This window comes from Shimia sp. W99 (assembly GCF_053851455.3).
In genome coordinates, this window is the sequence record NZ_JBSQBU020000001.1 from 1,260,340 (window position 1) to 1,286,093 (window position 25,754).

At 57.6% G+C, this 25,754-nt stretch carries 29 protein-coding genes; 16 read left to right on the top strand and 13 right to left on the bottom strand.

All coding sequences use genetic code 11. The annotated features are described in order from the left end of the window. Positions 1 to 119 precede the first annotated feature (119 nt). Positions 120 to 1,112 (top strand): LLM class flavin-dependent oxidoreductase, encoded by a 993-nt coding sequence (locus ACS3QZ_RS06135; protein ID WP_456037031.1) that lies wholly within the window; start codon positions 120 to 122, stop codon positions 1,110 to 1,112. Between the two features lie 219 nt (positions 1,113 to 1,331). On the opposite strand, the gene ACS3QZ_RS06140 is transcribed toward ACS3QZ_RS06135, so the two are convergent. The 4 genes from ACS3QZ_RS06140 to ACS3QZ_RS06155 all read right to left on the bottom strand — a co-directional run bounded on the left by ACS3QZ_RS06140 (position 1,332) and on the right by ACS3QZ_RS06155 (position 4,302). Then, complete coding sequence (locus ACS3QZ_RS06140) at positions 1,332 to 2,042, bottom strand: alpha/beta fold hydrolase (protein WP_456037032.1); 711 nt, start codon at positions 2,040 to 2,042, stop codon at positions 1,332 to 1,334. Positions 2,043 to 2,107: 65 nt separating this feature from the next. Then, a complete protein-coding gene (locus ACS3QZ_RS06145; RefSeq protein WP_456037033.1) occupies positions 2,108 to 2,548 on the bottom strand; it encodes a VOC family protein in 441 nt (146 codons plus the stop codon). A gap of 12 nt (positions 2,549 to 2,560) precedes the next feature. Further along, entirely contained in the window at positions 2,561 to 3,544 is a 984-nt protein-coding gene (locus ACS3QZ_RS06150) for an alpha/beta hydrolase (protein WP_456037034.1), read from the bottom strand. Beyond that, positions 3,544 to 4,302, bottom strand: a complete 759-nt coding sequence (locus ACS3QZ_RS06155; RefSeq protein WP_456037035.1) for an alpha/beta fold hydrolase — start codon at positions 4,300 to 4,302, stop codon at positions 3,544 to 3,546. Before ACS3QZ_RS06155 ends, ACS3QZ_RS06150 begins: the two co-directional genes overlap by 1 nt. A gap of 157 nt (positions 4,303 to 4,459) precedes the next feature. On the opposite strand from ACS3QZ_RS06155, the gene thrS reads away from it, so the two are divergent. The 6 genes from thrS to ACS3QZ_RS06185 all read left to right on the top strand — a co-directional run bounded on the left by thrS (position 4,460) and on the right by ACS3QZ_RS06185 (position 9,596). After that, a complete protein-coding gene (gene thrS, locus ACS3QZ_RS06160; protein WP_456037036.1) occupies positions 4,460 to 6,442 on the top strand; it encodes a threonine--tRNA ligase in 1,983 nt (660 codons plus the stop codon). Positions 6,443 to 6,672: 230 nt separating this feature from the next. Then, positions 6,673 to 6,975, top strand: a complete 303-nt coding sequence (locus ACS3QZ_RS06165) for a BufA1 family periplasmic bufferin-type metallophore (RefSeq protein ID WP_093094757.1) — start codon at positions 6,673 to 6,675, stop codon at positions 6,973 to 6,975. A 129-nt stretch (positions 6,976 to 7,104) separates the two neighbouring features. Beyond that, positions 7,105 to 7,410 carry a BufA1 family periplasmic bufferin-type metallophore gene (locus ACS3QZ_RS06170; RefSeq protein WP_456037037.1) on the top strand — a complete coding sequence of 102 codons (306 nt, stop codon included), beginning with the start codon at positions 7,105 to 7,107 and terminating at the stop codon, positions 7,408 to 7,410. A 20-nt stretch (positions 7,411 to 7,430) separates the two neighbouring features. After that, entirely contained in the window at positions 7,431 to 8,288 is an 858-nt protein-coding gene (gene bufB, locus ACS3QZ_RS06175) for an MNIO family bufferin maturase (protein ID WP_456037038.1), read from the top strand. Continuing rightward, positions 8,285 to 9,037 carry an HvfC/BufC N-terminal domain-containing protein gene (locus ACS3QZ_RS06180; RefSeq protein ID WP_456037039.1) on the top strand — a complete coding sequence of 251 codons (753 nt, stop codon included), beginning with the start codon at positions 8,285 to 8,287 and terminating at the stop codon, positions 9,035 to 9,037. The genes bufB and ACS3QZ_RS06180 overlap by 4 nt, the downstream gene beginning before the upstream one ends. A gap of 10 nt (positions 9,038 to 9,047) precedes the next feature. Continuing rightward, on the top strand, positions 9,048 to 9,596 hold the full coding sequence (locus tag ACS3QZ_RS06185) for a DoxX family protein (RefSeq protein WP_456037040.1): 549 nt from the start codon (positions 9,048 to 9,050) through the stop codon (positions 9,594 to 9,596). Positions 9,597 to 9,598: 2 nt separating this feature from the next. Here the strand turns inward: ACS3QZ_RS06185 and ACS3QZ_RS06190 are convergent, their stop codons facing one another. Then, positions 9,599 to 9,967, bottom strand: a complete 369-nt coding sequence (locus tag ACS3QZ_RS06190) for a hypothetical protein (RefSeq protein WP_456037041.1) — start codon at positions 9,965 to 9,967, stop codon at positions 9,599 to 9,601. A 46-nt stretch (positions 9,968 to 10,013) separates the two neighbouring features. Continuing rightward, a complete protein-coding gene (locus ACS3QZ_RS06195; protein WP_456039312.1) occupies positions 10,014 to 10,325 on the bottom strand; it encodes an ArsC/Spx/MgsR family protein in 312 nt (103 codons plus the stop codon). 213 nt (positions 10,326 to 10,538) lie between these two features. Between ACS3QZ_RS06195 and ACS3QZ_RS06200 the strand changes: the two genes are divergently transcribed. Next, on the top strand, positions 10,539 to 10,745 hold the full coding sequence (locus tag ACS3QZ_RS06200) for a cold-shock protein (protein ID WP_093095131.1): 207 nt from the start codon (positions 10,539 to 10,541) through the stop codon (positions 10,743 to 10,745). 50 nt (positions 10,746 to 10,795) lie between these two features. Here ACS3QZ_RS06200 and ACS3QZ_RS06205 read toward each other — a convergent pair whose 3' ends face one another. Continuing rightward, on the bottom strand, positions 10,796 to 11,092 hold the full coding sequence (locus ACS3QZ_RS06205) for a hypothetical protein (protein WP_456037042.1): 297 nt from the start codon (positions 11,090 to 11,092) through the stop codon (positions 10,796 to 10,798). Positions 11,093 to 11,206: 114 nt separating this feature from the next. Then, positions 11,207 to 12,115 carry an FAD-dependent thymidylate synthase gene (gene thyX, locus ACS3QZ_RS06210; RefSeq protein ID WP_456037043.1) on the bottom strand — a complete coding sequence of 303 codons (909 nt, stop codon included), beginning with the start codon at positions 12,113 to 12,115 and terminating at the stop codon, positions 11,207 to 11,209. Positions 12,116 to 12,318: 203 nt separating this feature from the next. On the opposite strand from thyX, the gene ACS3QZ_RS06215 reads away from it, so the two are divergent. The 5 genes from ACS3QZ_RS06215 (at position 12,319) to ACS3QZ_RS06235 (ending at position 16,614) form a co-directional block, all read left to right on the top strand. Continuing rightward, a complete protein-coding gene (locus ACS3QZ_RS06215; RefSeq protein ID WP_456037044.1) occupies positions 12,319 to 13,257 on the top strand; it encodes a hypothetical protein in 939 nt (312 codons plus the stop codon). Then, positions 13,175 to 14,632, top strand: coding sequence for a tetratricopeptide repeat protein (locus ACS3QZ_RS06220; RefSeq protein WP_456037045.1), 1,458 nt, complete (start codon positions 13,175 to 13,177; stop codon positions 14,630 to 14,632). The genes ACS3QZ_RS06215 and ACS3QZ_RS06220 overlap by 83 nt, the downstream gene beginning before the upstream one ends. Positions 14,633 to 14,705: 73 nt before the next feature. Continuing rightward, on the top strand, positions 14,706 to 15,134 hold the full coding sequence (locus ACS3QZ_RS06225) for a VOC family protein (protein ID WP_456037046.1): 429 nt from the start codon (positions 14,706 to 14,708) through the stop codon (positions 15,132 to 15,134). Further along, positions 15,131 to 15,847 (top strand): DUF1194 domain-containing protein, encoded by a 717-nt coding sequence (locus ACS3QZ_RS06230; protein WP_456037047.1) that lies wholly within the window; start codon positions 15,131 to 15,133, stop codon positions 15,845 to 15,847. Before ACS3QZ_RS06225 ends, ACS3QZ_RS06230 begins: the two co-directional genes overlap by 4 nt. Next, a complete protein-coding gene (locus ACS3QZ_RS06235) occupies positions 15,844 to 16,614 on the top strand; it encodes a DUF1194 domain-containing protein (RefSeq protein ID WP_456037048.1) in 771 nt (256 codons plus the stop codon). Before ACS3QZ_RS06230 ends, ACS3QZ_RS06235 begins: the two co-directional genes overlap by 4 nt. Here ACS3QZ_RS06235 and ACS3QZ_RS06240 read toward each other — a convergent pair. The 3 genes from ACS3QZ_RS06240 to ACS3QZ_RS06250 form a co-directional block, all read right to left on the bottom strand. Then, positions 16,608 to 17,105: a MarR family winged helix-turn-helix transcriptional regulator gene (locus ACS3QZ_RS06240; protein WP_456037049.1), complete on the bottom strand. Its 498-nt coding sequence runs from the start codon at positions 17,103 to 17,105 to the stop codon at positions 16,608 to 16,610. The two genes, ACS3QZ_RS06235 and ACS3QZ_RS06240, sit on opposite strands and share 7 nt — an antisense overlap. A gap of 88 nt (positions 17,106 to 17,193) precedes the next feature. Continuing rightward, complete coding sequence (locus ACS3QZ_RS06245) at positions 17,194 to 17,457, bottom strand: succinate dehydrogenase assembly factor 2 (protein ID WP_456037050.1); 264 nt, start codon at positions 17,455 to 17,457, stop codon at positions 17,194 to 17,196. Further along, positions 17,450 to 17,866, bottom strand: coding sequence for a helix-turn-helix domain-containing protein (locus tag ACS3QZ_RS06250; RefSeq protein ID WP_456037051.1), 417 nt, complete (start codon positions 17,864 to 17,866; stop codon positions 17,450 to 17,452). Before ACS3QZ_RS06250 ends, ACS3QZ_RS06245 begins: the two co-directional genes overlap by 8 nt. An 84-nt stretch (positions 17,867 to 17,950) precedes the next feature. On the opposite strand from ACS3QZ_RS06250, the gene ACS3QZ_RS06255 reads away from it, so the two are divergent. After that, on the top strand, positions 17,951 to 19,153 hold the full coding sequence (locus ACS3QZ_RS06255) for a pyridoxal phosphate-dependent aminotransferase (protein ID WP_456037052.1): 1,203 nt from the start codon (positions 17,951 to 17,953) through the stop codon (positions 19,151 to 19,153). Positions 19,154 to 19,176: 23 nt separating this feature from the next. After that, positions 19,177 to 19,578 (top strand): hypothetical protein, encoded by a 402-nt coding sequence (locus ACS3QZ_RS06260; protein WP_456037053.1) that lies wholly within the window; start codon positions 19,177 to 19,179, stop codon positions 19,576 to 19,578. Positions 19,579 to 19,590: 12 nt separating this feature from the next. Here the strand turns inward: ACS3QZ_RS06260 and prfB are convergent, their stop codons facing one another. Continuing rightward, positions 19,591 to 20,718: a peptide chain release factor 2 gene (gene prfB / locus ACS3QZ_RS06265; protein ID WP_456037054.1), complete on the bottom strand. Its 1,128-nt coding sequence runs from the start codon at positions 20,716 to 20,718 to the stop codon at positions 19,591 to 19,593. 150 nt (positions 20,719 to 20,868) lie between these two features. On the opposite strand from prfB, the gene ACS3QZ_RS06270 reads away from it, so the two are divergent. Continuing rightward, positions 20,869 to 22,662 (top strand): amidohydrolase, encoded by a 1,794-nt coding sequence (locus tag ACS3QZ_RS06270; protein ID WP_456037055.1) that lies wholly within the window; start codon positions 20,869 to 20,871, stop codon positions 22,660 to 22,662. A gap of 53 nt (positions 22,663 to 22,715) precedes the next feature. Here the strand turns inward: ACS3QZ_RS06270 and ACS3QZ_RS06275 are convergent, their stop codons facing one another. Continuing rightward, entirely contained in the window at positions 22,716 to 25,271 is a 2,556-nt protein-coding gene (locus ACS3QZ_RS06275) for a penicillin-binding protein 1A (protein WP_456037056.1), read from the bottom strand. Positions 25,272 to 25,754: the final 483 nt, after the last annotated feature.

Consider the following 25,754-nt stretch of genomic DNA (forward strand, 5'->3'; position numbering starts at 1 on the left):
GCGTAAAACCCATAAATCAAAAACGGGGCCTGCACGGCCCCGTTTTTTGTTCCGGAAAATGAATGGGGATGCATCTTCCGTGAAACGCGCCAATACTCAATGCGCGGAGTGGAGGCACCATGACAAAATACTCAATTCTTGATCTTTCCCCTATCCCCGAGGGCGGCACAGCAGCCGATGCTCTGGCCAACAGCACAGACCTCGCGCGCCACGCCGAGATCCTTGGCTTTCATCGATATTGGCTCGCCGAGCACCACAATTCACCGGGCATTGCATCCGCTGCGACCGCAGTTGTCATTGGCCACATAGCGGCTGCGACATCGAGCATTCGGGTGGGGGCTGGCGGGATCATGCTTCCAAACCACGCTCCGCTTGTCGTCGCCGAGCAATTCGGCACATTGGCGACGCTTCATCCGGAACGCATTGACCTTGGGTTGGGTCGTGCACCGGGAACCGATATGAATACCGCCCGCGCCTTGCGCCGGGGCATGTCGGGTACCGACCATTTCCCTGAAGACGTGGTTGAACTCATTGGCTTTCTACAACCCGCAGCACCCGATCAACCAGTCAGAGCCGTGCCCGGAGAAGGAACCCGTGTTCCGGTTTGGATACTCGGATCCAGCCTGTTCGGCGCCCAGCTCGCCGCAAAGCTGGGCCTTCCATACGCTTTTGCCTCTCACTTCGCACCGGACGCGTTGGACGAGGCCGTCACGATCTACCGGCGCTATTTCCAACCCGGCCTGACCGACAATCCCCGGTTCATGCTTGCCGTGAATGTCTTTGCGGCGGAAACGGAAACCGAGGCACAGCACCTGCAGACATCTATGCAACAGGGTTTTCTCAATCTGCGGCGCGGGCATCCAGCCCCCCTGCCCGCGCCTATCAAACATTTATCCGACATTGCCACCCCGGCCGAATTGCGCATGGTCAATCACGCTTTGAGGATCAGTGCAGTGGGCACGCCAGACATCGTGCGGGGCCGTCTCTGCACGCTTATGGAACGGTATCATCCCGACGAGATCATCATGAATGGAATGATTCATGACCACACGGCGCGAAAACGATCATTCGAGATTGCGGCAAGCGTCATGAAAGACCTCAACGGCGCGTGACGCGCGCCATTATCCATCGCCAAACCGGACGCAGGTCCAGCATGGCAATTGCCACCCCAAGCGGAATCATCCAAAAGCCAAGCACAGGCAGGAACCCGAACACTCCCATCACGATTAGGCCAACACCGGGCAGAAAACGCGCCCCCGGCGGCACGCGTGTTGTCACCCAATTCTGGAACCGCTGCACCTTGCGTCGCCAACGATCCCGGGCCCGTTTTATCATCTGAGAACAAAAGGTTGCTTCAACCACTCCCGAAGCGCCCGGGTTGTGGCTTCGGGTTGCTCGAGCGTCGGAAGGTGCCCGGCCGCCTCAATGATGCGCAATTCGGCATAGGGCATCAGTTCAGCCATGAAAGTGTGTCGTTTCACAGGCGTCAGACCATCGTGCTCCCCGCACAGGATCAGGGCGGGCACTTTGCATTGCCGCAAGACTTTCTGTTGATCAGGGCGGCGTTGCAGTGCCCGTGCCTGACGCACAAACACATCCGCCCCCAAAGCGAGTCCCATCTCTCGGACCAACGCCAAAACGGCGTTGCGGTGTGTCCCGGGTGCTAGAAACTCTGGCCGCATGACTTCGCCAAGAATACCTTCGAGACGCCCCGCCTTGGCCCCAACAATCCACGGTTCGTAAGCGGCCGCCGTTGCAGGTGTTTCGGCAAGCGGATTGGTATCAAGCAACGCGATCCGCGAAACGCGCTGCGGAGCACGGCGCAATATCTCCATCGCCACGATCCCGCCCATGCTCAAACCCGCCAAAGCAAATTTCTCGGGAAGCGCCGCAAGGATAGACGAGGCGATTTCTTCAACTCGCTCTCCTTGCGTGATTGGCGCCACCGTCACCACCGTATCTGACGACAACGCGTTAATCTGGGGTGAGAATAGACGTGCATCGCACATCATTCCCGGAAGCAGAACCAACGGCTCCTGCATGAAAATCACCTTTCTGAAATCCGCCCGATGGCCCTCAACTCACTTTGACACAGGTCGGAAGCAGGTCAACTCTCTTCGCCATATCCCTGCCACCGGAACGCCCCGTCAGGTGCAAGCGGCGCAAATGGGTTGTGGGCAATTTCCCAGACATGCCCATCGGGATCTGCGAAATAACCCATGTGTCCACCCCAAAACACATCCCCCGCTGGCCGCAGCATGTGACCGCCAGCCGCCTCGGCCGCCGCAAGCATCGGCGCGACATCCCCGGCGCTGCGCACGTTGTGGGCCAACGTGATCCCGGAAAATCCGCCAATATCGTTGACGTCTATTCCCATATCTTCGGCCAGTTTCTCCTTGGGATAGAGCCCCAATGTCTGGCCGATCAGGTCAAAGGCGATGACACCATCCGGGCTGGGTACGCGCTTCCACCCAAGCGCTTCATAAAACCTGGCGGATTTCTCCAATTCGGCCACGGCCAGAGTAATCAGGCTAATACGTTGCTGCATGACTTTAACTTCTCATTTTAGTAATTTGATAAAATTAGTAAAATCAGAAACAGCTAGAGATGTTCCCTCCGGCGAAAGTATGTCTCCTGCGATCACGTGTGCGTTTGGATCCAAACCTTCACCGGACGCTTGCGACTTGACGATGGCACCGTGTCCCCATCTGGAAATGACATCCCGCGTTGCCGTCGCAGATACCACCTGATCCGCATCCGAAAACCAGAACAAGGTTGGCATCTTTATATCCGCATAAGACTTGGCCGCCGCCAGTTCGACCAAAGCGGCCATTTGAAAGACCGCTTCGCTTGGATAACGTGTTGTCCAGTATTTGCCATGGGCCTCGTTCTGCGGTTCCCAATTCCGTTCTTTTCCGCCAATCAAGGGTACCCAATTGCGCGCCGCCGGAAGCGTCAGAAGCGACGCCAGTGGGTTGTTAATGGCGAAATTCGGTGAAACAAGGATTACCCCTTTCACATCCTTCATGGTTTCCGGCTGATCCAGCATGGCCGCCGTCAGTGTCGCACCCGTCGACGTGGCCATGATCACCACTTCGTCGGCGATCACGCGCGCAACTGCAAGAGCTTCAGCCAGATCATCCGCCCAATCTTGCACCGTTGCTGTCGCGAGCGCCTCGCCATCGCGGCCATGCCCCTTCAAACGGGTAAAGATAAGGTTGGCGCCGACGGCCTCGGCAACCCGATCCGGCACCGGACGAAGTTCTTCTGAAGTCGCGGAAAACCCATGAATATACACAATCGCCAGTTCCGTACGCGCACCCTGTGCCTCACGCCAGACAACCCGCTTTTCAACGCCCGGAATGATGTTGTCATATCGCGCTTCTCTCTCGATAAAAAATGAAACGACATCGGGGCCAATAGACCGCGTATCAAAACGGGGCTTCACGGAAACAACCTCGTACGGCCCCCACGTCCACATCGCGGCCCCAAGCACCAACAGCAGGATGATGGTTCGCCCAAGGAGTCTCCCAAGTGTTCGCATTATGAAACTTCTGACATCGAAATCACCGTCTCGACGCTCTTTTCGATCATTTTGAGGCAATCATTATCAGAGAAGCGGTGATCCTTTCCCTTGACCAATAGCAACCGCATGTCCGTTCCTTCAGCATGGTCCAGCAGCCGCAAAGCAACCTGCGATGAAACGGCGGAATCTTCGGTACCCTGCAGGAACCTCACCGGGAAATCCAACACCAGCTCCTCCCTCAGCACCAAATGACGACGGCCGTCTTCGATCATGCGTTTGGTGATCACGTAAGGTTCCATGTAATCAGATGGCAACTCCACGTAGCCGACATCTTCCAGCGCCTGTTTCTGCGCGTCCGTGAATCCGGCCCAGTAACTGTCCTCGGTGAAATCCGGCGCGGCGGCAATCGTCACCAGGCCTTTCACTCGCTCAGGGATCGCCCTTGCAAGCAATAGCGCCTGCCACCCTCCCATGGATGACCCGACAAGAACCAATGGACCTTCCGTGAGCGCGTTCACTGCCGCCAGGCTGTCTTCGTGCCAGTCTCCGATGCAGCCGTCCTCGAAGCGCCCCGAGCTTTCCCCGTGACCGGAATAGTCGAAGCGAAGGAATGCCTGCCCCCGGGCCTTGGCCCAAGCTTCCAGATGCACGGCCTTCGTGCCTTCCATGTCTGATTTCAGCCCCCCGAGAAACACGACGGTTGGGCCCTTGCTTCCGCTCTTGTGAAAGGCGATGCGCCGTCCCTGTGGGCTTTCGAAAAACTGTGTGATGCTCATGACGTCCTCATCCTGCTTTGCTTTGACACTAACGCCGCTCGCGGATGCGGGAAAGGGCGCTTGACTTGAAGGGGCGAAAGGCGCAAAACCCGCTCCGAACCATATACCCGCAACCGGGCGTTCCGTGGGCGCCAAACTGACGAGGAGCTAGAGGCTGATGGCCGATATTTCCCTTACTTTTCCAGATGGTAACGCGCGTTCTTACAGCGCAGGCGTAACGCCTGCCGAAGTCGCAGCGTCAATCTCCAATTCCCTTAGCAAGAAAGCAATTTCGGCGACTGTCGATGGCAAGCACTGGGATCTGCAATGGCCGATCGACGCCGATGCGGCGATCGCGATCAACACGCTCAAGGATAACGATGCCGAAGCGCTCGAACTGATCCGCCATGACTGCGCGCATATCATGGCCCGCGCCGTGCAGGAGCTGTGGCCCGACGTCAAGGTTACTATCGGCCCCGTAATCGAGAACGGCTGGTACTACGATTTTGACCGCGAAGAACCCTTCACTCCCGAAGACCTTGGCGCCATCGAGAAAAAGATGAAGGAGATCATCAACCGCCGCGATCCTGTCACCACCGAGGTGTGGGATCGCGACCGTGCGGTGAAGTTCTACGAAGCCAACAACGAGCCCTACAAGGTCGAGCTGATCGACGCCATTCCCGGCGACGAACCGCTGCGCATGTACTGGCACGGCCACTGGCAGGACCTCTGTCGCGGCCCGCATCTTCAGCACACCGGGCAAGTGCCCGCAGACGCCTTCAAACTGATGCGCGTTTCGGGCGCCTATTGGCGGGGAGACAGCAAAAACCAGCAGTTGCAGCGTATCTACGGCGTCGCGTTCAAGAATAAGGAAGACCTCAAAAAGCACCTAACCTTCCTTGAAGAAGCTGAAAAGCGGGACCATCGCAAACTGGGCCGCGAGATGGAGCTCTTCCACATGCAGGAAGAGGCGCCCGGCCAGGTGTTTTGGCATCCGAATGGCTGGACGATCTACACCACCCTTCAGGATTACATGCGCCGAAAACAGCGCGCAGGCGGATATAACGAAATCAACACGCCGCAGGTCGTTGACCGGAAACTGTGGGAGGCGTCGGGCCACTGGGAAAAATACCAGCATCACATGTTCATCGTCGAAGTGGATGAGAGCCGTGACGGTGAAAATGACGATGCAAGCGCCAAGAGCCATGAACATACCCGCGTCAACGCATTGAAGCCGATGAACTGCCCCTGTCACGTACAGGTGTTCAATCAGGGTCTGAAATCTTACCGCGACCTGCCCCTGCGGCTGGCCGAATTCGGTTCCTGCGCGCGTTACGAACCTTCTGGGGCGCTGCACGGCATCATGCGGGTGCGCGGCTTTACTCAGGACGACGCTCATATCTTCTGCACCGAAGATCAGATTCAGGACGAATGCGCCCGATTCATCGACTTCCTCGCAGATATCTATCGCGAACTCGGATTCCCTGAGTTCGAGATCAAGTTCGCGACGCGTCCCGAAAAACGTGTCGGCACCGAGGAAAGCTGGGATTATGTCGAAGGCGCGCTCGAGAACGCGATCAAGGCCGTAGGCCGAGACTATACGCTCGAACCGGGCGACGGCGCCTTCTATGGCCCCAAGCTCGACTTCTACTTGACCGATGCCATCGGCCGGGTCTGGCAATGCGGCACGTTCCAAGTTGACCCCAACCTGCCCGAACGACTGGATGCCAGCTATATAGCGGCGGACGGCGACAAGCATCGCCCCTACATGCTGCACCGCGCCTGCCTTGGTAGCTTCGAGCGGTTCGTCGGCATCCTGATTGAGAACTGGGAGGGCAAACTGCCTTTCTGGCTGGCCCCGCGTCAGGTGGTTGTGGCATCGATCGTATCCGAGGCGGATGACTATGTGCACGAGGTCGTATCCGCGCTCAAGGCGGCCGGTGTGCGCGCAGAAGCCGATGTCCGCAACGAAAAGATCAACTACAAGGTTCGCGAACACTCCGTTGGCAAGGTTCCAGTGATCCTCGCCATCGGGAAGAAGGAAGTCGAAGACCGCACGGTGTCGACGCGTCGCCTTGGCGAGAAACAAAGCAAGGTCCAGCCGTTGGACGAGATCGTGAGCCAATTGTCACAAGAGGCGCTTCCGCCTGACTTGGCCTGATTTCTTTGCAACAATCTGACAGGCGCGCCGCAGCAAAAACGGCGCGCCTGTTTCAGTTTTGAAGGAAAACCAACCTTCCAGCGCGGGAATCTTCACGAAACCGTCACGTCGCCTAACGCGTCTGTGACACACAACCCCGTGATTGGCTTGTGACGCCGCGACACGCCTACTCTCATCCCATGCCACGGCGAACGTGGCCGAGTTTCCAGAAACCTGAAAGGGAAGAGAAAATGTCGAAAACTATCAAGACCCTCGCCGTAGCAGGCGCCGTTGCCGCAGCCGTTAGTGCACACGCCACGACCGCATCGGCTGCTGGCCAGGAGAAATGCTACGGCGTGTCCATGGCAGGTCAAAACGATTGCGCCGCGGGCCCCGGCACCACCTGCGCAGGCACCTCGACCGTAGATTACCAAGGCAATGCATGGAAACTGGTTGATGCGGGCACCTGCGCTGACATGGAACTGCCCGCCATGGCGGATGGCTCCATGCGCAAGGGTTCGCTCGAGCCGCTGCAGCGCGACCTGCCGAGCTGATCCAATTCGGGCTCCGGCACGTCCGGAGCCCGTATCCCCCCTCAATTGTTCCAATCCGTGATACACTGTCGGCGTCCGGCACCCGGACAGCATAGCATTGCCACGAGACATACGACAAAAGGAACAATCATGCCCACTAACACAAACAAGATTGCGTCCCTGACAGGCGCCATGTTGACAGCGCTGGTCGCTCAATCCTTATCCGTCGAGGCCGCATCCAAAGAAAAATGCTTTGGTGTCGCACTTGCCGGTCAAAATGGCTGTGCAGCAGGACCCGGCACGACCTGCGCCGGGACTTCGACCGTCGATTTCCAAGGCAACGCCTGGTCACTCGTCGACAAGGGCACCTGCCTTGAAATCGATCTGCCCGACATGGCCGACGGAACACCGCGCCAACCTTCGCTCGAGGCGTTGGAACGAGATTTGCCGTCGTAAGCTGAACCCGGAGACACTCGATGTTTGATACCCGCCCCCGCGCAACGCCTTTGCCCGACGCGCCCGGCGTTGGCTACAAGCCACAACATTACACGGCTTTGCTCGAAGAGCCCGGCGTTGTCTCCTGGCTGGAAGTTCATGCCGAAAACTACATGGGTGATGGCGGACGCCCTTTGGCGCAATTGCGGCACCTGTCAGAGCGATTTACCATTTCAGTGCACGGTGTCGGCCTGTCCATAGGCGGCGAAGCTCCGCTTGATCGCGATCACTTGGCGCGATTGAAACATCTGAACAACTGGCTTCAACCGACTGTTTTTTCAGAGCATCTCGCCTGGTCCACCCACGACGGCGCGTTTCTCAACGATCTACTTCCGCTGCCCTATACCAAAAGCACACTTGAACGTGTTTGCCGACATATAGACCATTTGCAGGACACGATCGGGCGGCAGATGATGCTGGAGAACCCCTCCAGTTACCTCGCCTTCGCCGAAAGCACATGGTCCGAGCCAGATTTCCTGCGCGAAGTATCAAATCGCACCGGATGCGGCCTTTTGCTGGACGTCAACAATGTGTTCGTTTCCGCAACAAACCTAGACTATGATCCGCGCGCCTACATTGACGCCTTTCCCATTGAGAAAGTTGGAGAAATCCATTTGGGCGGCCATGATGAAGATGCGGATGAGCACGGCCATGTGCTGCTTATCGACAGCCACGGCAAACCGGTTGTCGATCCCGTCTGGGCGTTGCTGGACCACGTGCTTTCAGCATCCGGCCCGCGCCCGATCCTGATCGAATGGGACAATGACGTGCCCGAATGGCCAGAGCTTCATGCCGAGGCCCGCCGCGCATCACAAGCGTTGGCAAAGGTCCTGGCATGACGGTTTCCCAAAAAATTTTTCGCGCGGCGCTGCTCGATCCGGACAGAGATCGCCCCAACGGTCTGGAAGATGCGAAGGGTCGCCCGGCGCGGAAACGCTTTGACGTCTACCGCAACAATGTGGCAGTTTCCCTCACCGAAGCGCTTGAAACTGGTTTTCCCGCAATTGCCAAACTCCTTGGTGAAGAGAACTTCAAAGCCATTTCAGGGGTGTTTCTTCGACAGCACCCACCCGGCTCCCCGCTGATGATGCACTATGGCCAAGAGTTCCCGGCCTTCTTGCGTGAATTCGAACCGCTTGCGCATCTAGGATACCTCGGAGATGTCGCTACCTTGGAATTGAGCCTGCGACGCGCCTACCACGCTGCGGACGCAGCGCCAATTGACCCGGCAACTCTTGCTGCAATCGCTCCGCTTGACCTAAGCGACGTCACTTTTTCCTTTGCGCCTGCGGTCTCAATAGTGACGTCCGATTGGCCGATTCACGGCATCTGGGCTTTCAACATGCGCAACGGCCCCAAACCCACCGCAAAACCTGAAAGCATCTTGGTCCTGCGTCCCACCTTCGACCCCGAACCGCATCTTCTCACTCCGGCGGAAGCTTCTTGCATGAAGTCGTTGCTAGAAGGGGCAACGCTTGGCGATGCGGCAGAACAGGCGGCTCTTGTGGATGCGGGGTTCGATCTTGGCCCGCTGCTCACTCAGCTCCTTACCGGGAACGCGATCACCAAAATAACAACCAAAAACTGACGGAAGAAAAATGAAAACACTTTTTGCCCTGTATGACGGCCTTTCCGGCCGATTGGATCGGCTCGACTGGATTCTTCCAACGGTCGCTCGCTTTCTCTTTGCTGCCGTTTTGGCCGGGTACTTCTGGAAATCGGGACTGACCAAACTGGGCGACGGCTTCTTAGGGGTGTTCACCCCAAGCATGGGCGCCTATGCACAGATTTTCCCGAAGGCGTTCGAGGCCGTTGGATACGACTCGAGCCAGCTGGGCATGTTTCACTGGGCGGTTGTCGTCGCGGGCACCTTGGCAGAGTTCATTCTCCCTGCCCTGATCATCATCGGTTTTCTCACCCGCATCGCCGCATTGGGAATGATCGGCTTCGTTACTGTGCAATCCCTGACGGATCTCCATGGCCATCACCTGATCGACGATCCAAAGTCCGTTGGCTCCTGGTTTGATCGGTTTCCAGACGGCCTGATCCTCGATCAGCGCGGGCTCTGGATGTTCCTGTTCCTCGTCATCCTGATCAAGGGCGCAGGACCCTTGTCATTGGATCGCATCCTGAAACGCAGGCATTGACCTCAGAAATGCGCCTGTTCTTCGTCGGGCTTGCCGGCCGCAATCGCCAGGATGCCGCCCAAAGCCGCAAAACTAATTGGGAACATCGTGAATACGTTAAAGCCGAATGCCGCATACATTCCCGCAGCTGAAGCCAAAAGCAGAATACCCCCCCAAAGCGCCCGCGCACGGGCCATTGCTCCACCCGCGATCGCAAGCATTGGCGCAATCAGCGCGCCGGCCCGCACGAGCTGAACATTGTCCACCTGTTCCGCAAGATCTGGCACTTCCCCGTACCGTTCGATGACTTCGGTATATCCCCAACCGAAAAAGCCGACGATCATCCCGATTACACCCGCTATTATCCCAAGGGTCAGTGCCGCGTTGCGCATAACATTCTCCAGTGCATCCGCTTGTCAGATAGTCAGCCCTGTTGATTTAGCCAAGGGCTGCCTGAACTTCAGCAGTCCACCCCAGAAACAATTTCCCGTCATATTCAATCAAAGGTCGTTTCATAATGGCCGGATGTTCCTTAAGCAACGTGACAGGTTCTTTCTTGCGCTCTTCTTCGGACAGACCACGCCATGTTGTCGACCGAGTATTGATCAAAGCGGCGCCAAATTCGGCAAGCGCTCTTTCAAGAATATCATTCGGAACGCCATCAGATCGAACGTCCACGAAAACAACATCATTAAGCTTTTTCAATGCCTTACGGCAAGTATCGCAGTTTCTCAGACCGAACAGACGCATCTCATCCTCCAGGTGACCGACGCCCTGGATAGCGCATCCAATTTCCATTTTCACGCGGGTTTTGCTTGATTTTTGCCAAACACCTGCAATCCTGCGCGCAGTACATTTGGCATTCGACGTCCGCAGGGCAAAAGTTATTTCATTCGGGTGTTGGGCAGGTGTGCGCTCCGCGCAGGCGCACGGAGAGACTTAAAAGAAAAGAAGGAGAACGGTATGCCACGCGGTACCGTAAAGTGGTTTAACTCAACTAAGGGCTACGGATTTATTGAGCCTGAAGACGGCGGCAAGGACGTTTTTGTACATATTTCGGCAGTCGAGCGTTCTGGTCTCAAAGGGCTGACAGACAACCAAAAAGTCGAATTCGAAATGGCGCAAGGGCGCGACGGGCGCGACATGGCCGGCGAAATCAAGCTACTGTAATTTGGTTCGGGGCATGCACGGTTGTGCGTTGCCCCCAACCACATTCCCAATCAGGAACAGCCCTTCACACCTTCGGGACAGCTCGATGAATGGCTACGGCGCGCGCCTCCCGCCCGATTGTAATAGGCCTCACCAGTATTGGGCGTACCACAGCAGATCGCTCCACCCATCGTGATGGGTTGCAAGCCGCTTGGGCAGTAATTCACCTTGCTGGGATAGGCGTGGATAAGCATGCCTTCGGGTTGATTGACGGGCCCGATCTTGGGCGCATTGCTGCTCCAAGTTTGCGCCGTTGCCGGCGCAGCGGCTAGCGCGAGAGCCGCGGCCACACTGTAAATTTTTTTCATGAGACAATCGCTCCGGTTGCTGCAACAAACTGGTTAACGAAACCAGCCTAGAGTGGCGCGCGGGAAACTGTCAATTTCCCACACGGAAACAATGTGTTTCAGCAATGGCTCCGATCATGTGCTCAACATATCCTGAAACTCGCGCCATTCACGCGCGCTCAAACCGCTGTTTTTCTGCTCAACCGTTTCCCCTTTCAGCATCCGACGCAGGCATTCCATCATCTGTGAGGACATGGTCACAGCCCCCATGCGATAGTCCTCAAATGCCCGGTAAGCCGCGGGAACCCAGTCTGCCACCACGTTGCAAATCGCGTCGGCATAGACGCGGATTTCATATTGGGCATGGGCATCGGCACGTAACCTCAAGAAATGTAGCAGGTTGTGCAAGTCCACTTTCCAGTACCACTGGGTATAGATATTGGCAGGAAGGTTCATCCGGGCAAGTTCACGCGCCAATCCGGCTTGTCCGTCATCACTTATCATAGCCTCGTAATTGTCGTAACACCGCGCACTGTCCGCCTTGAGGATTTCCAACACACGCTTGGCCTCGTCACCCTGCAGCACATCGCCCCGACCCTGGTTGTTCACCACCGACTGAGCGTTGATATGCTCGGGCGCAGGAATGTAAAACTCGCGGTCCAAAATCGAATACCGCGCGGAATACTCGTTCACATTGGCTGTCCGATGCCGAATCCACTGGCGCGCCACGAACACCGGCAGTTTCACATGCAGCTTGATCTCGCACATTTCAAACGGCGTCGAGTGCCAATGCCGCATGAGATAGCGGATCAACCCTTCATCATTCTGGACGCTTTTCGTCCCTTTGCCATAGCTCACACGGGCCGCCTGACAGATGGCCGCGTCGTCGCCCATATAGTCGATCACTCGCACAAAACCGTGATCCAAAACCGGAATGGCCGAATAAAGATGTTTCTCCATCCCATCGCTGACAGTGCGCAAAGTCTGGTTCGGATTGGCTCGAAGCGCGTCGATTTCGGCCTGTTGTTCGGATGTCAGCGACATGTGGGCGATTCCCTTGCGTGTTACGTCTTGCGTTGCGCCACTATATATTGAGGCAACACAGCTTGGAAACACAGGATTGAGGCGACATCGCCGCAACAATAAACGCGCCCCTGAAGACGCAACGTTGACTTTTTGCCGTGTCTCGTAGACGATTTCCCCAACGACCCGGATAACCGGGCGATAGCAGTAACTGAGGCAGTGACATGATCCGCTCGTTTTTCCTGATGGCCGCCCTGGCCACCGTCGCGGCGTGCGGCGGCGGCGATCCTTTCAACCCGGTTGATGAAACCGCCGAGGACCCGGTCACCGAACCAACTCCGGAACCCACAGAAGACACGCTGACGGTACCAGAGTCGTTGGCGGGCAACCTCAAATCGATCGCCTATGACGCAACAAACAAAACGGTGACAGCCCAGATTTACGCTCTGGACTCGACGCCCGTTGATGTCATCTACACACGCGATGCCACGCGCGACTTGAACGGGTATGAAGCCTATACCGTTCAAGAGGACTCGCTCGACCGCTTCTTCGTGGCCATGGTCGGACAAAGCACCGATGGTTCTGTACAAGCCGGGCTCGTCGGGGATGGCGGGCAATTCAACCGCGTTCTGCAAGGCGCCTATTACACACGCGAAGGCGATTTTACACCGCCGGAGATCGGCACAGGTCCGGGCGCCGGACAGGTTTCTTATGCGGGCAACTATGTCGGGATCACGAATATCGCCCGACCAATTGGCCCAGATAGCGTCGACCCTTCGCTGCTTCCCGGCGATCCGGTAATGATCACCGGCCAGATCTTCCTCAACGCAAACTTCTCTGACATGGCCGTCAACGGCGGGATTTTTGATCGTCAGGTGCTTTTGTCGACACCCACTGATCTTCCCGACTTGGCCCTGATCATTACCGATATCGGCACAGATGGCAGCTTTTTGGGCGAGGTCGAGTTCACCGGTGAAGTTGGACGAAAAATCGGAGATTATGGCGGCGTTTTCGGTGGCACCAATGCCTCATCCGTTGGCGGCGCGATCAACATGGAAGAATTCACAGACGCTCTGGACGATGAACTGGAACGTGGATTCTTTGTCCTGTCGCAATGCAACACGCCCGGAGAAGCGAGCATCTGTACGAATGTGGCGGACTAAAGCAACCGCGCTTTTTGCCCACGCAGTATTTTTCGTCGCGGCGGGTTCTGCCCAAAGCCAGGGTGTCCCCCCTGTCCTGACAAAGGTTCAGGCGCGCGAACTGATGGCGCATGCGTTACGAACCGATCAGCCACAGGCGGCTGCGCAAATCGCCCACGCGTTCTTGCGCGAAGATGGCAAGGATCCTTCGGCGCACTATGCCCTCGCCATGGTGCATGCCAGTTCCGGCGACATTGATGCCGCGCGCAAATCCTCTCGTCTGGCATTTCGATATTCGCAAAGCGATGTTCAAAGCTACATGTCCGCTAGCCTGAGCGCCCGTTTGGCCTATCAGGACAAGTCCTTGACATGGGCCCAATACTGGTTGCGTCGCGCGCATAGCGATGCCCCCAACGACGTTCAGCGCAGGATTGTCGAGCGTGACTTCAAACGTGTCCGCAACCAGAATCCCTTTCGTTTCTGGATCGACACGTCGGTGGCCCCCTCTTCAAACGTCAACAATGGTTCAGTGTCGAGGTACATGATCATCGATGGCGTCCCGGTGATCGGGGTGAACGTCGGTGATGCCATGGCGCTATCGGGCATCGAGGCGATGTTCAATGCCCGCTTCAGCTATCGTTTCCACGAAACCGAAACCAGCGAGACTCGCGCCATCGGTCGCTATTTCACCCGGCAGGTTGCGCTTTCTGACGAGGCCAAACAAACGGCTCCCGGTGCCCGCGGGTCGGACTACGCTTATTCTCTCCTCGAGGGTGGAGTGCGCCACGCGTTTCGGACCTCCAAGGAAGCACCCGTCTGGAGTGTCGGGGCGATTGTCGGCCGTGCGTGGTACGCAGGAGACCCATCATACGACCTCGCGCGCCTCGAAGGGGGGTTTGGCAAACAACTTTCGGGCAACAATTCGTTGTCTATCCTTGCAAAACGGGAGTGGCGTCGCGACACCGACGCTCCTAACGGCACCGATGCCTTCAGCGGCCTGAGTTTCGGGTTTTCACAAAAACTTGCAAGAGGCGACACGCTCAGCACGCAGCTCAGCCTCTATCATACCGAGGATTCGAACCCGGTCTTCACGTCACGTGGCGGTTCCGCGAACCTTCGCTACTCGTTTGCTAAACCCCTCGGAAATATCCAGATCAGCACCTCCCTTAATGTCGGCTACAGTGACTATCCTGACTACCGTGTTGGGTTCATTCCTGTGCCCGGTGGGCGCCAGGACCTCTCGATTGCCGGTGAGGTCGACCTGTCCTTCCTAAACATGCAATATGCCGGTTTTGCGCCAACGATGACCCTACGTGCACTTCAGACAAACTCCAACGTAAGCCGTTTCGATACCCGCCAACTCTCAGTGAACATTGGCATCCGCTCGTCATTCTGATCAGGGCGCCCCTCGACAATTGGTCGGCGGCCACGCACAGTATGGCCAGATTTGGAGCCACACTGGGAACAACATGCACCTGAAATACCTGCACACCATGGTCCGCGTTGCTGACCTTGATAAATCCATGGCCTTTTTTGCACTGCTGGGCCTCAAGGAAATCAAGCGCTACGAAAGCGAAGCCGGTCGTTTTTCACTCGTCTATCTGGCCGCAGACGGCGACCATGATTGTCCGCTGGAATTGACCTATAACTGGGACGGCGATGATGGTCTTCCCAGCGACAGCCGCCATTTCGGCCATCTCGCCTACGAGGTCGGCAACATTTACGCGATGTGCCAGCATCTTCAGGACAATGGCGTTGTGATCAATCGCCCTCCGCGCGACGGGCGCATGGCCTTTGTGCGCTCACCAGACAACATCTCAATCGAACTCCTGCAACAAGGCGAGGCGCTGCCCCCTGCGGAACCGTGGGCCAGCATGGACAGCACAGGACACTGGTGATCCGCGCATGCACACTCGTGGGTTTGGCGCTGGCCAGTCTTCCGGCCGCGGCGAACGCGTGTCGGCTGGCGCTTGTGCTTGCCATGGACGTGTCCTCTTCGGTGGATGAGGCAGAAGACCGGTTGCAACGCGCCGGCCTTGCCGCCGCGTTGATCGCCCCCGAGGTGCAGGCCGCATTCCTTCAATCTCCCGAGCCGGTTGCATTGGCGGTGTTCGAATGGAGTGGACGCTACAACCAGACCTTGCTGCTGGACTGGGTGATGATCACGTCCGCGCAGGATCTTCTTGCATCGGCCACAATTATTGGGCGCTCCAAGCGCAGCACATCAGAGTTTCCAACCGCACTTGGGCACGCAATGGGATACGCGGCCACGCTTCTCCGCCGAGCCCCTGAATGCATGGCGCAAACCATTGATGTCAGCGGCGATGGGCGCAACAATGAAGGTTTCACGCCACACCAAGCCTATGTCCATTTTCCGTTTTCGGGGGTGACGGTCAACGGTCTGGCAATTGAGACCTCAGGGAAAACGACCGCTCCTGAAACCGGAAAAAATATCAACATAACAGACTATTACAGGGAAAACCTTCTGCATGGACCGGGGGCTTTCGTCGAAGTGGCCCAGGGGTTCGAGGATTTCGAGCGCGCGCAGCGGCGCAAGTTGGAGCGCGAACTGGGATCCGCCATCTTCTCTCGATTGGAGACACCTCCATGAAGACCGGCCTGTTCGCGTTATTACTAGCGGCGTTGCCGGGCGTGGCCACCGCCGAATGTCGCCAGGCATTGGCGCTTGGGCTGGATGTATCCGGATCAGTCGACAGCAAGGAATACCGACTGCAACTCGACGGCCTCGCCGCGGCGCTGCAGCACCCGGAAGTGGTTGAGGCTTTGCTGTCCCTGCCTGCGCATCCCGTCGACCTGGCCGTCTATGAATGGAGTGGCCCCTACGACCAACGCCTCCTACTCCCCTGGCGTTCAATTGGCGATCTTGCCACTTTGCAATCCTTTGCCGGACATCTCAACACCGTCACGCGTTCCAGCATGGATCCTTCCACGGCCCTTGGCACAGCCAAGACTTTTGGCGGCGCGTTGCTCGCGCGGCGCCCAGCCTGCTGGAAACACACACTTGATATCTCTGGTGATGGAAAATCGAACACCGGCCCCCGCCCGCGCGACATCCGCCTGCCCACACATATTACGATCAATGCTCTCGTCATAGGCTCGGATGATACCGCCAGCACAGACAGGCGTCAGGCAGATGTCGGCGAGCTCTCAAGCTACTTCCGGGCCTGGGTCATCCAAGGTCCGGATGCTTTTATCGAAACTGCGGTTGGTTTTGTCGATTTCGAACGCGCTATGGTGCGCAAGCTCAAAAGGGAGCTTCAGGGCCTGTCTTTGGCAACAGGCCCTGCCACCCCTGCGTTCCGTACTGGGGATGCTACACCTGCGCAAAACCCACGGATCGCAGTGCGCAGTCAGTAGATATACCTGATCTGATCCGTCCAGTAGCGTTCGACACGGCGCAAGGCATGCGTGATGTTCTCAATACCTTCCGGCCCAAGCACACCCTTGGATTGCAACCCTTCCGCATGCCGTTCGAATAATGTGGCTACGATATCGCGAATCTTGCGCCCCTCTTCTGTCAGGCGCACCCGAACCGATCTTCGGTCGATCTCACAGCGCTGGTGATGCATGTATCCCATCTCCACCAGCTTCTTTAAATTGTAGCTGACATTACTGCCCTGGTAATACCCGCGCGATTTCAGTTCGCCTGCTGTCACCTCGTTATCGCCGATATTGAACAGCAACAACGCCTGCACCGCGTTGATTTCTAACACGCCAACCCGCTCAAACTCGTCCTTGATCACATCCAGCAGTAGGCGGTGCAACCGTTCCACAAGTGCAAGGGAGTCCAGATAGCCCGCCATGAAGCCCTGATCCGGGCTCCCCCCCATGGATGAATGAAAGCTCATCTTCGTCTCCGACAACTTAACTCCATCGGACCCTGACGGATAAAGCCGAACAATCAGTTAAATGAGACAAAGACCGCTAAAATACGAACTATTCAGCGCCGCTGATGGCTTGTGAGATATCTTTGATCAGCGAACTGAAGTGTTCGGGGGCAGGTTTCTGACCTGTCACCCATTGATAAAGATCCTGATCGTTTTCGTGCAACAAGGCATCATAAAGATCGAGCGCACCCTCATCCATCGACGCCAGGTTATCATCCGCATAGCGCTCAAGAATGATGTCCATTTCCTTGATTCCCCGTCGCATGGACCGCATCTTCATCCGCTTGAGACGATTTTCGTGGGTTTCACTCATCTTCAATCAACCTTTTTCGCAGTGCCGCCTCGATCCGCCCCAAGCGGTCGAGATCCTTTTTCATGCGTCCGCAGATATCGCGGATATCCCCCAACAATGCAATCAATCCGGGATCATCATTCCCTTCGACATCCGCAGGGGCATCGACACCATCCCCTTCGCCTGTCAAAAGCCAGCCAACCGAGACGTTCAATAGCCCGGCCATCATCTGAAGGCGGTTTGCGCGCGGCTCGGAAATATCTCCTTCCCAATCCGCCACGGTAATCTTCTTCACCCCAAGACGTTTTGCAAACTCTGCCCGCTTCAGCCCGGCGGCCTCTCGTGCGGCGGCCAAACGGTCGCCAAATGTCGCGACATCTTCGCCATACCATTCGTTTGCGGTCTGCTCGTGTTCCTGGTCCTGCGGCATTATCCGATCCTTTCTGCGATCTCGCTTGAACGGGTCCAGTGCGCACCCTAAGACATTGACCCAGTGATTACAAACGAGGCCGCCATGACTTTCTTGTCCAAAACTCTTTCCCGAGTGAAACCCTCTCCCACCATTGCTGTCACGACTCTGGCGGGCGAACTCAAGGCTGCCGGAAAAGACGTGATCGGCCTTGGCGCCGGAGAGCCTGATTTTGACACGCCCGAGAACATCAAGGCCGCGGGTATTGCGGCGATCGAGGCAGGCAAGACCAAATACACCGCCCCAGATGGCATTCCGGAACTCAAGGCCGCGATCTGTGACAAGTTCGAACGGGAGAACGGGCTGAGCTATACACCGCAACAGGTGTCGGTCGGCACCGGTGGCAAGCAGATTCTCTACAACGCGCTGATGGCGACGCTTAACCCCGGCGACGAAGTGGTGATCCCGGCTCCCTATTGGGTGAGCTACCCGGACATGGTCCTGCTTGCGGGCGGGACCCCTGTCATCGCGGCAGCGACGCTGGAAAACAGTTTCAAGCTAACCCCTGAACAGCTTGAAGCGGCAATCACACCCAAGACCAAATGGCTGATTTTCAACTCGCCCTCCAACCCGACGGGCGCTGGTTACAGCCGCAAGGAACTCAAGGCTCTGACGGACGTATTGATGCGGCATCCCCATGTCTGGGTGATGACGGACGATATGTACGAACACCTCGCCTACGACGGTTTTGAGTTCTGTACACCGGCCCAGGTAGAACCTGCTCTCTATGAACGCACCCTCACCTGCAATGGTGTGTCCAAGGCCTATGCCATGACCGGCTGGCGTATCGGATATGCGGCAGGTCCGGTAGAACTCATCGCCGCGATGCGCAAAATCCAGTCGCAATCGACCTCGAATCCCTGCTCGATCAGCCAGTGGGCAGCGGTTGAAGCGCTGAACGGACCCCAGGATTTTCTGTCCAAAAACAATGTGGTGTTCAAACGTCGGCGCGATCTGGTGGTCTCGATGCTCTCCGAGATTGATGGCATCACCTGCCCCGTACCCGAGGGCGCCTTCTACGTCTATCCGTCCATCGCCGGCCTGATCGGTAAGACCACACCGGACGGCACCGTGATCGAAGATGACGAGACCTTTTCGCGCGCCTTGCTCGAAGACACCGGCGTTGCGGTCGTGTTCGGGGCCGCCTTCGGGCTTTCCCCGAACTTCCGGGTCAGCTACGCTACGTCTGACGAAGCGCTGAAAACTGCCTGCGAGCGTATTCAGGGTTTCTGCGCCAAATTGACTTAAGCCAGAGGCAACAGGGCAACATCATGGGCGGCGATCTGCCAGACTATTATTTTCGGGTCCGTGAAAACGGCGCAGTCGTGTTCCGCGTGGACACGGAGAATCGACAGCGGCGTATCGAGATGGACCAGATCGCCGTCGTGAACATCAAGAATGGCGAGGTCAAACCTCATGGCGACCGCACCCTTTCGGATGAAGACGTCGAGACAATCCGGGTATGGATGGACGAACGCCGCGCTCTTCTGGCTGAACGGGACATGGACGACATTCATCGCGCGGTCGACTACCTGAACCTCACCACCCAATGGGCCCAGTCCAGGGCAAGCAATGATCAGTTGGAAGAAATCACGGATGATTTACTACTGGCCATGCACGACCTGCGCTCCGTTCTCGTACGCAAGAAGGCAGATCGGCTTTTGAAAGGCTGATGCGCGGCGGGATCAATCGTCGCTTTGCGCGTCTGCCCGGCTCTTGCCGGCTACGTCCATCGCCAGCGTTGCCGCCATGAATCCGTCCAAGTCCCCGTCCAGCACACCCTTTGTGTCGCTGGTCTCATGGTTGGTGCGCAGATCCTTGACCATCTGGTAGGGCTGCAGCACATAAGAGCGGATCTGGTTGCCCCAGCCTGCATCGCCCTTGGCCTCGTGCGCCTCATTGATCGCAGCGTTGCGCCGGTCCAGCTCTTGCTGATAAAGCCTTGATTTAAGGGCCTTCATGGCAATATCGCGGTTCTGGTGCTGTGATTTTTCCGAGCTTGTCACCACGATCCCGGTCGGGATGTGTGTAATTCGCACGGCAGAGTCGGTGGTGTTCACGTGCTGACCGCCGGCCCCGGACGAACGGTAGGTATCCACCCGGATATCCGCAGGGTTCACTTCGATCTCGATATTGTCATCCACCACCGGGTAAACCCAGACCGAGCTGAACGAGGTGTGCCGTTTGGCTGCCGAGTCATAGGGCGAGATTTGCACCAGACGGTGCACCCCGCTCTCGGATTTCAGCCAACCATAAGCGTTATGTCCGGAAATCTTGTAGGCCGCCGATTTGATACCGGCCTCTTCACCCGGCGTTTCGGACTGCAGCTCGACCTTGTAGCCCTTCTTTTCTGCCCAACGCACATACATGCGCGCCAACATGCTGGCCCAGTCGCAGCTTTCCGTCCCGCCAGCGCCCGAGTTGATTTCCAGAAACGTGTCATTGCCATCGGCCTCACCGTCTAGCAGCGCCTCAAGCTCTTTCTCAGCCGCCTTCGCCGCGAGCGCCTTCAGCGCCTGCTCGGCTTCTTTGACAACCTCGTCATCCTCTTCCATTTCACCAAGTTCGATCAGCTCGACATTGTCGTTTAGATCGGTCTCGATCGACTTCACGGTGGCAATCGCATCCACAAGCGTCTGCCGCTCGCGCATTAGCTTTTGCGCCCCTTCGGGATCATTCCAGAGGTCCGGATCTTCGACACGCGCGTTGAATTCCTCAAGCCGGAACTCCGCAGTTTCCCAATCCAGCCGCTGGCGCAGCAGGTTGAGAGACTTTTCGATTTCCGCAACGGTATTCTGAGCTTCGGCGCGCATGTGACTGCCCTATGTTTGTTCAGAACCGGGTGATAGCCGAGCCGTGAACAATGGGCAAGGACTCAGCATCTAGGCGCACGCTCACAAAACGCGTAGGCTACGGACCACGGCAGAATCACTCCGGCTCATTCACAATCAACAGGATTTCCCATGCGCTTTCTTTCCCTTTCCGCATTGCTGTTCGCCAGCACGGCACCCGCCGCCGCGCTGGCTCAGGAGATCGCCGACACAATCTATTCCGGCGGCCCGATTCTCACGATTGAAGACGCCATGCCGAAAGCCGAGGCTGTCGCGGTCAAAGACGGGCGTATTCTTGCCGTTGGCACCAATGCCGACATGGTCGCCCATAGCGGCGGCTCGACCAAAGTTTTTGATCTGGATGGGCGCGCCATGCTGCCTGGATTCGTCGACAGCCACGGCCACGCGGTTCTAGGCGGTCTACAAGCGATGTCGGCCAACCTTCTTGCCCCGCCCGACGGCGACGTCACCAACGTCGCAAGCCTTCAGGATAGCCTGCGCAATTGGCTCGAGGCCAATGCCGACCGGGTTGCCAAGGTCGGCGTCATCATTGGCTTTGGTTATGACAACGCTCAGTTGGCCGAACTGCGCCACCCCACCCGCGACGAGCTGGACGCGGTTTCCACCGAGTATCCGATCATCATCGTGCACCAGTCCGGTCACCTCGGCGTCGCCAACTCCAAGGCGCTCGAATTGGTCGGTTACACAGCCGAAACCGAGAACCCTCCCGGCGGCGTGATCCGGCGCGATGCAAACGGCGACCCCGACGGCGTGCTAGAGGAATACGCCTTCTTCGGTGCGCTGGTTCCGATGCTTAGCGGGCTTGGCGAAGCGGGCATGCTCGCGTTTGCGCGGGCAGGCACCGAACTCTGGGCCAGTTACGGCTATACCACCGCCCAGGAAGGTCGATCCTCACCCGAAATCGTGGCTGCACTCCATGAACTCGACAAGGCCGGGGAACTTACAATCGACGTTGTGGCTTACCCAGACGTAATCGAGGCGCGGGACTATATTGGTGACGTCCACTCCAAATCCTACGACGGGCACGTGCGCGTGGGCGGTGCCAAGCTCACGATCGACGGCTCGCCCCAGGGCTTCACTGCGCTGCGTGACCGACCATATTACGACCCTGTGGGCGACTATCCTGCGGGCTACAAAGGCTATTCCGCCATCACCATGGAACAGACGAGCGAAGCTGTCGACTGGGCCTATGCCAACGGGGTTCAGATCCTTACCCATTCCAACGGCGAAGGCGCGTCGGACATGCTGCTCGCGGCCATCGCCGCGGCGCAAGCCAAGTATGGGCAGATCGCAACCCGCCCGGTTCTGATCCACGGCCAGTTCCTGCGGCAGGATCAGGTTGACACCATGCAAGCACTCGGCGTGTTCCCGTCACTGTTTCCGATGCACACCTTCTACTGGGGCGACTGGCATCGCGACCACACGGTTGGCCCGGTGAATGCTGACAATATCTCGCCCACCGGCTGGGTGCGCACGCGCGGCATGATGTTCGGAAGTCACCACGACGCCCCTGTCGCCTTTCCTGACAGCATGCGCATCCTTGATGCGACCGTGACGCGGCGCACTCGGTCGGGCGACATCCTCGGCCCAGACCAACGCGTCGACGTTATGACCGCGCTTAAGGCGATGACGATCTGGCCCGCTTGGCAGCATTTCGAGGAGAACGACAAAGGCAGCATCGCCCCCGGAAAACGCGCCGATTTCGTAATCCTGTCTGATGACCCAACCACCATAGACCCGGAAACGCTGGATACGCTGAAGGTCATGGTGACGATCAAGGATGACGAGGTCGTGTACGAAGCCACGACCGGCACCAAGAAAGGCCAACTGCGCGCGCCTGGCACTCGATTGGGCCATACTGCGCTTCACCTTCTTCAGGCGGGGATTGGCTCTAACGACGGTTAAGCCAGCCGGGTTTTCCGGTACGACATCAAGGCGCACCGCCCAAAGGCGGTGCGTTAGTACAACCCACCAGAGCTCACCGTGCCAAAATCCGCCTTGGGCCCGACGACCGCCGTACCCCCGGTTGACGTCGTCACCTCGCGCCCGCCGTATTTCTCGACCTCTTCCACCAGCGGCAGGTTCGATCCCATGGCAAAGCCACCATCATACATGATGCCGAACACCGGCTCTTCACCGTCGCGGAAATACTCGGCCACCACATGCGCTCCGCTTGCATCGTCAGCAAGACGCGCGCCCGTGTAGCGATCGATCTTGATGAAGTGGCCACCGGGCGGCACACGGAATTTGCCACCACCGTATTTCTCGATCGCCTCTTTCATGAACTCCTGGAACACAGGGCCGCAGGTCGTGCCGCCATATGTCCCCGCTCCCAATGGGCGCGGGCGATCATGACCGATGTAACATCCGGCCACGATGGTCGACGTGAACCCGACAAACCATACGTCCTTGGCCTCATTGGTTGTCCCGGTCTTGCCCGCCACCGGCACCGGCAGCTTAATCTGGCTTGAAGCGGTTCCGCGAGTCACCACGCCCTGCATCATTGATGTCAGCTGGTATGCCGTGATCGGGTCCATCACCCGTTCCCGGTTAGTTACGATGCGCGGCCCGCGTGTTTCGGGAATACCGGGATCGGCGCAATCAGTACAATCCCTCTGGTCATGGCGATAAATCGTCTTGCCATAGCGGTCCTGCACCCGGTCCACCAATGTCGGTTCCACCCGTTCCCCGCCATTGGCAAACATCGCATAGGCCGCGACCATTTGATAAAGCGTGGTCTCGTCTGCACCCAGAGAGTTGGCAAGGAACTGCCCCATCTGCTCATAGACGCCAAAGCGTTCGGCATAATCGGCAACGGTGTTCATCCCGATTTCCTGCGCCAGTCGAATGGTCATCAGGTTCCGGCTCATCTCGATCCCGGTCCGCATCGGCGTCGGTCCATAGAACTTGTTGGTCGAGTTGCGCGGTCGCCAGAGGCCCTGCGGTGTGTTTATCTCGATAGGCGCGTCAATCACGATGGTTGCGGGGCTGTATCCACTGTCCAGCGCCGCGGCATAGACAAAGGGTTTGAAGCTCGATCCCGGCTGGCGCTTGGCTTGCGTCGCTCGGTTGAACACCGAATCCTGATAGGAAAACCCACCCTGCATGGCGATCACGCGGCCGTTGTTGACGTCCATGGCCATAAAGCCGCCCTGCACCTCGGGCACTTGCCGCAACGACCAGCGCACGAAACTATCGTCATCATCCTTGGTGATGGCACGCACAAGCACCACGTCGCCCACGTCAACCAGATCGCCGGCCACCTTGGCCTTGCCAGCAAGCCGCCCGCCATCAAGCTGCTTGCGCGCCCATTGCACGTCCTTGGCCGGAATCCAGTGCCCGTCGGCATCGTCCTCGACGCCCTCGATCCCAACGCGCGCGTCGTTCTTGCCAACCTCCAGCACCACCGCCGGGTACCATTGTCCATCAAGATCCACGTCCCGCGGCACTTCCAGCGCCGAAAGGGCTTCGCGCCACTTGCTTTCTGCGCCCAAAATGACCGGTTCAAGCTTCATGCCCGTGCCGCGCCACACACCACGAGAACGGTCATATTTTTCAAGAGCATGGCGCAGCGCCCGCGCCGCCACCTGTTGCATCTCCGGGTCCACTGTCGCCCGCACGGTCATGCCGCCAGAAAAGAACTCCTCTTCCCCAAAATCCCGGCTCAACTGCCGCCGGATTTCATCCGAGAAGTAATCGCGCGACGGCATCGCCACCTTGTAGCTTTCAAAATCGCCATTCTGCACTGAACGCAACGGTTTTTCCCGCTCCGACTGATACACAGCCTCGGTGATGTATCCATTCTCGTACATCTCACGCAGAACAAAGTTGCGCCGGTCAAGCACCCGCTCCTTGTTACGAACAGGGTGGAACTTGCCCGGTGCCTTGGGCATCGACGCCAGCGTCGCCGCCTCATGCGGCTCAAGCTCGGTCAGGTTCTTGTTGAAATAGGTCTGCGCCGCAGCCGCAACACCATAAGAATTCTGCCCAAGGAAAATCTCGTTGAGATAAAGCTCGAGAATCTGGTCCTTGCTCAACGTCTCCTCGACCCGTGTCGCAAGGATGATTTCCTTGATCTTGCGTTCGATCTTGCGGTCGCCTGACAACAGGAAGTTCTTCATCACCTGTTGCGTAATGGTCGATGCCCCGCGCACGTTCTGGCCGCGCGACTGCACCGCCTCAATCGCCGCCGCCGCAATCCCGCGCGCGTCATAGCCCTTGTGGGTATAGAAATTCTTGTCCTCTGCGCTGATAAACGCCTGTTTAACCATGTCGGGGATTTCATCCGCCGGAACGAACAGACGCCGCTCCTTTGCGAACTCATCCATGATCCGGCCCTGCCCAGAATAAATCCGGCTGATCGTCGGGGGTTTGTACTGGGCAAGGCTTTCATGGCTGGGCAGTTCCTGCCCATAGATCCAGAATACGGCGCCGATCGACAAGGCGATCACTGCCGCGCTCATCGTCAACAGGGTGAAAATGCCCCCGAAGAAGGAAAAGAAGAATCTCAGCACGCTTCGCGCCCCCAATACGCCCGTATGTCAGACCCCTCTATATAGACCACCCGTCGAGGGGTCAAAACACGAAGCCCGGCGCGCTAAGCACGAATTTGCCGTTTCCTACCCGCGACTTGAAGCAGCCTGACGTCGTCGCGACACCACGATCTCGCGATCGTCACGCAACCAGACCTCCTGTTCTTCCGAGCTACGCGCGGGGTCTCGCCTGAAACCCAAGTCGATCAATAAATGCGGCGATGTCTCGGCCAGCCGCTGTATCGCTGTTTCTGAACCGCCTTCGCGTCTAATAAACTGATCCAAAGACGGGAGGATCCTAACCCATTTCCAAAGAGAAACGTCGCCAACCCAACACTCAAACCGTTTGCCATGTTCAATACTAGCCAAAAATTTCTCCCACACGGATTGACCCTTGGTCTTTCTTACCAAGGCTGCACTCTTGCCGACAAACCACTTTTTCGCCTAGACTGGATCAGCTTTCCT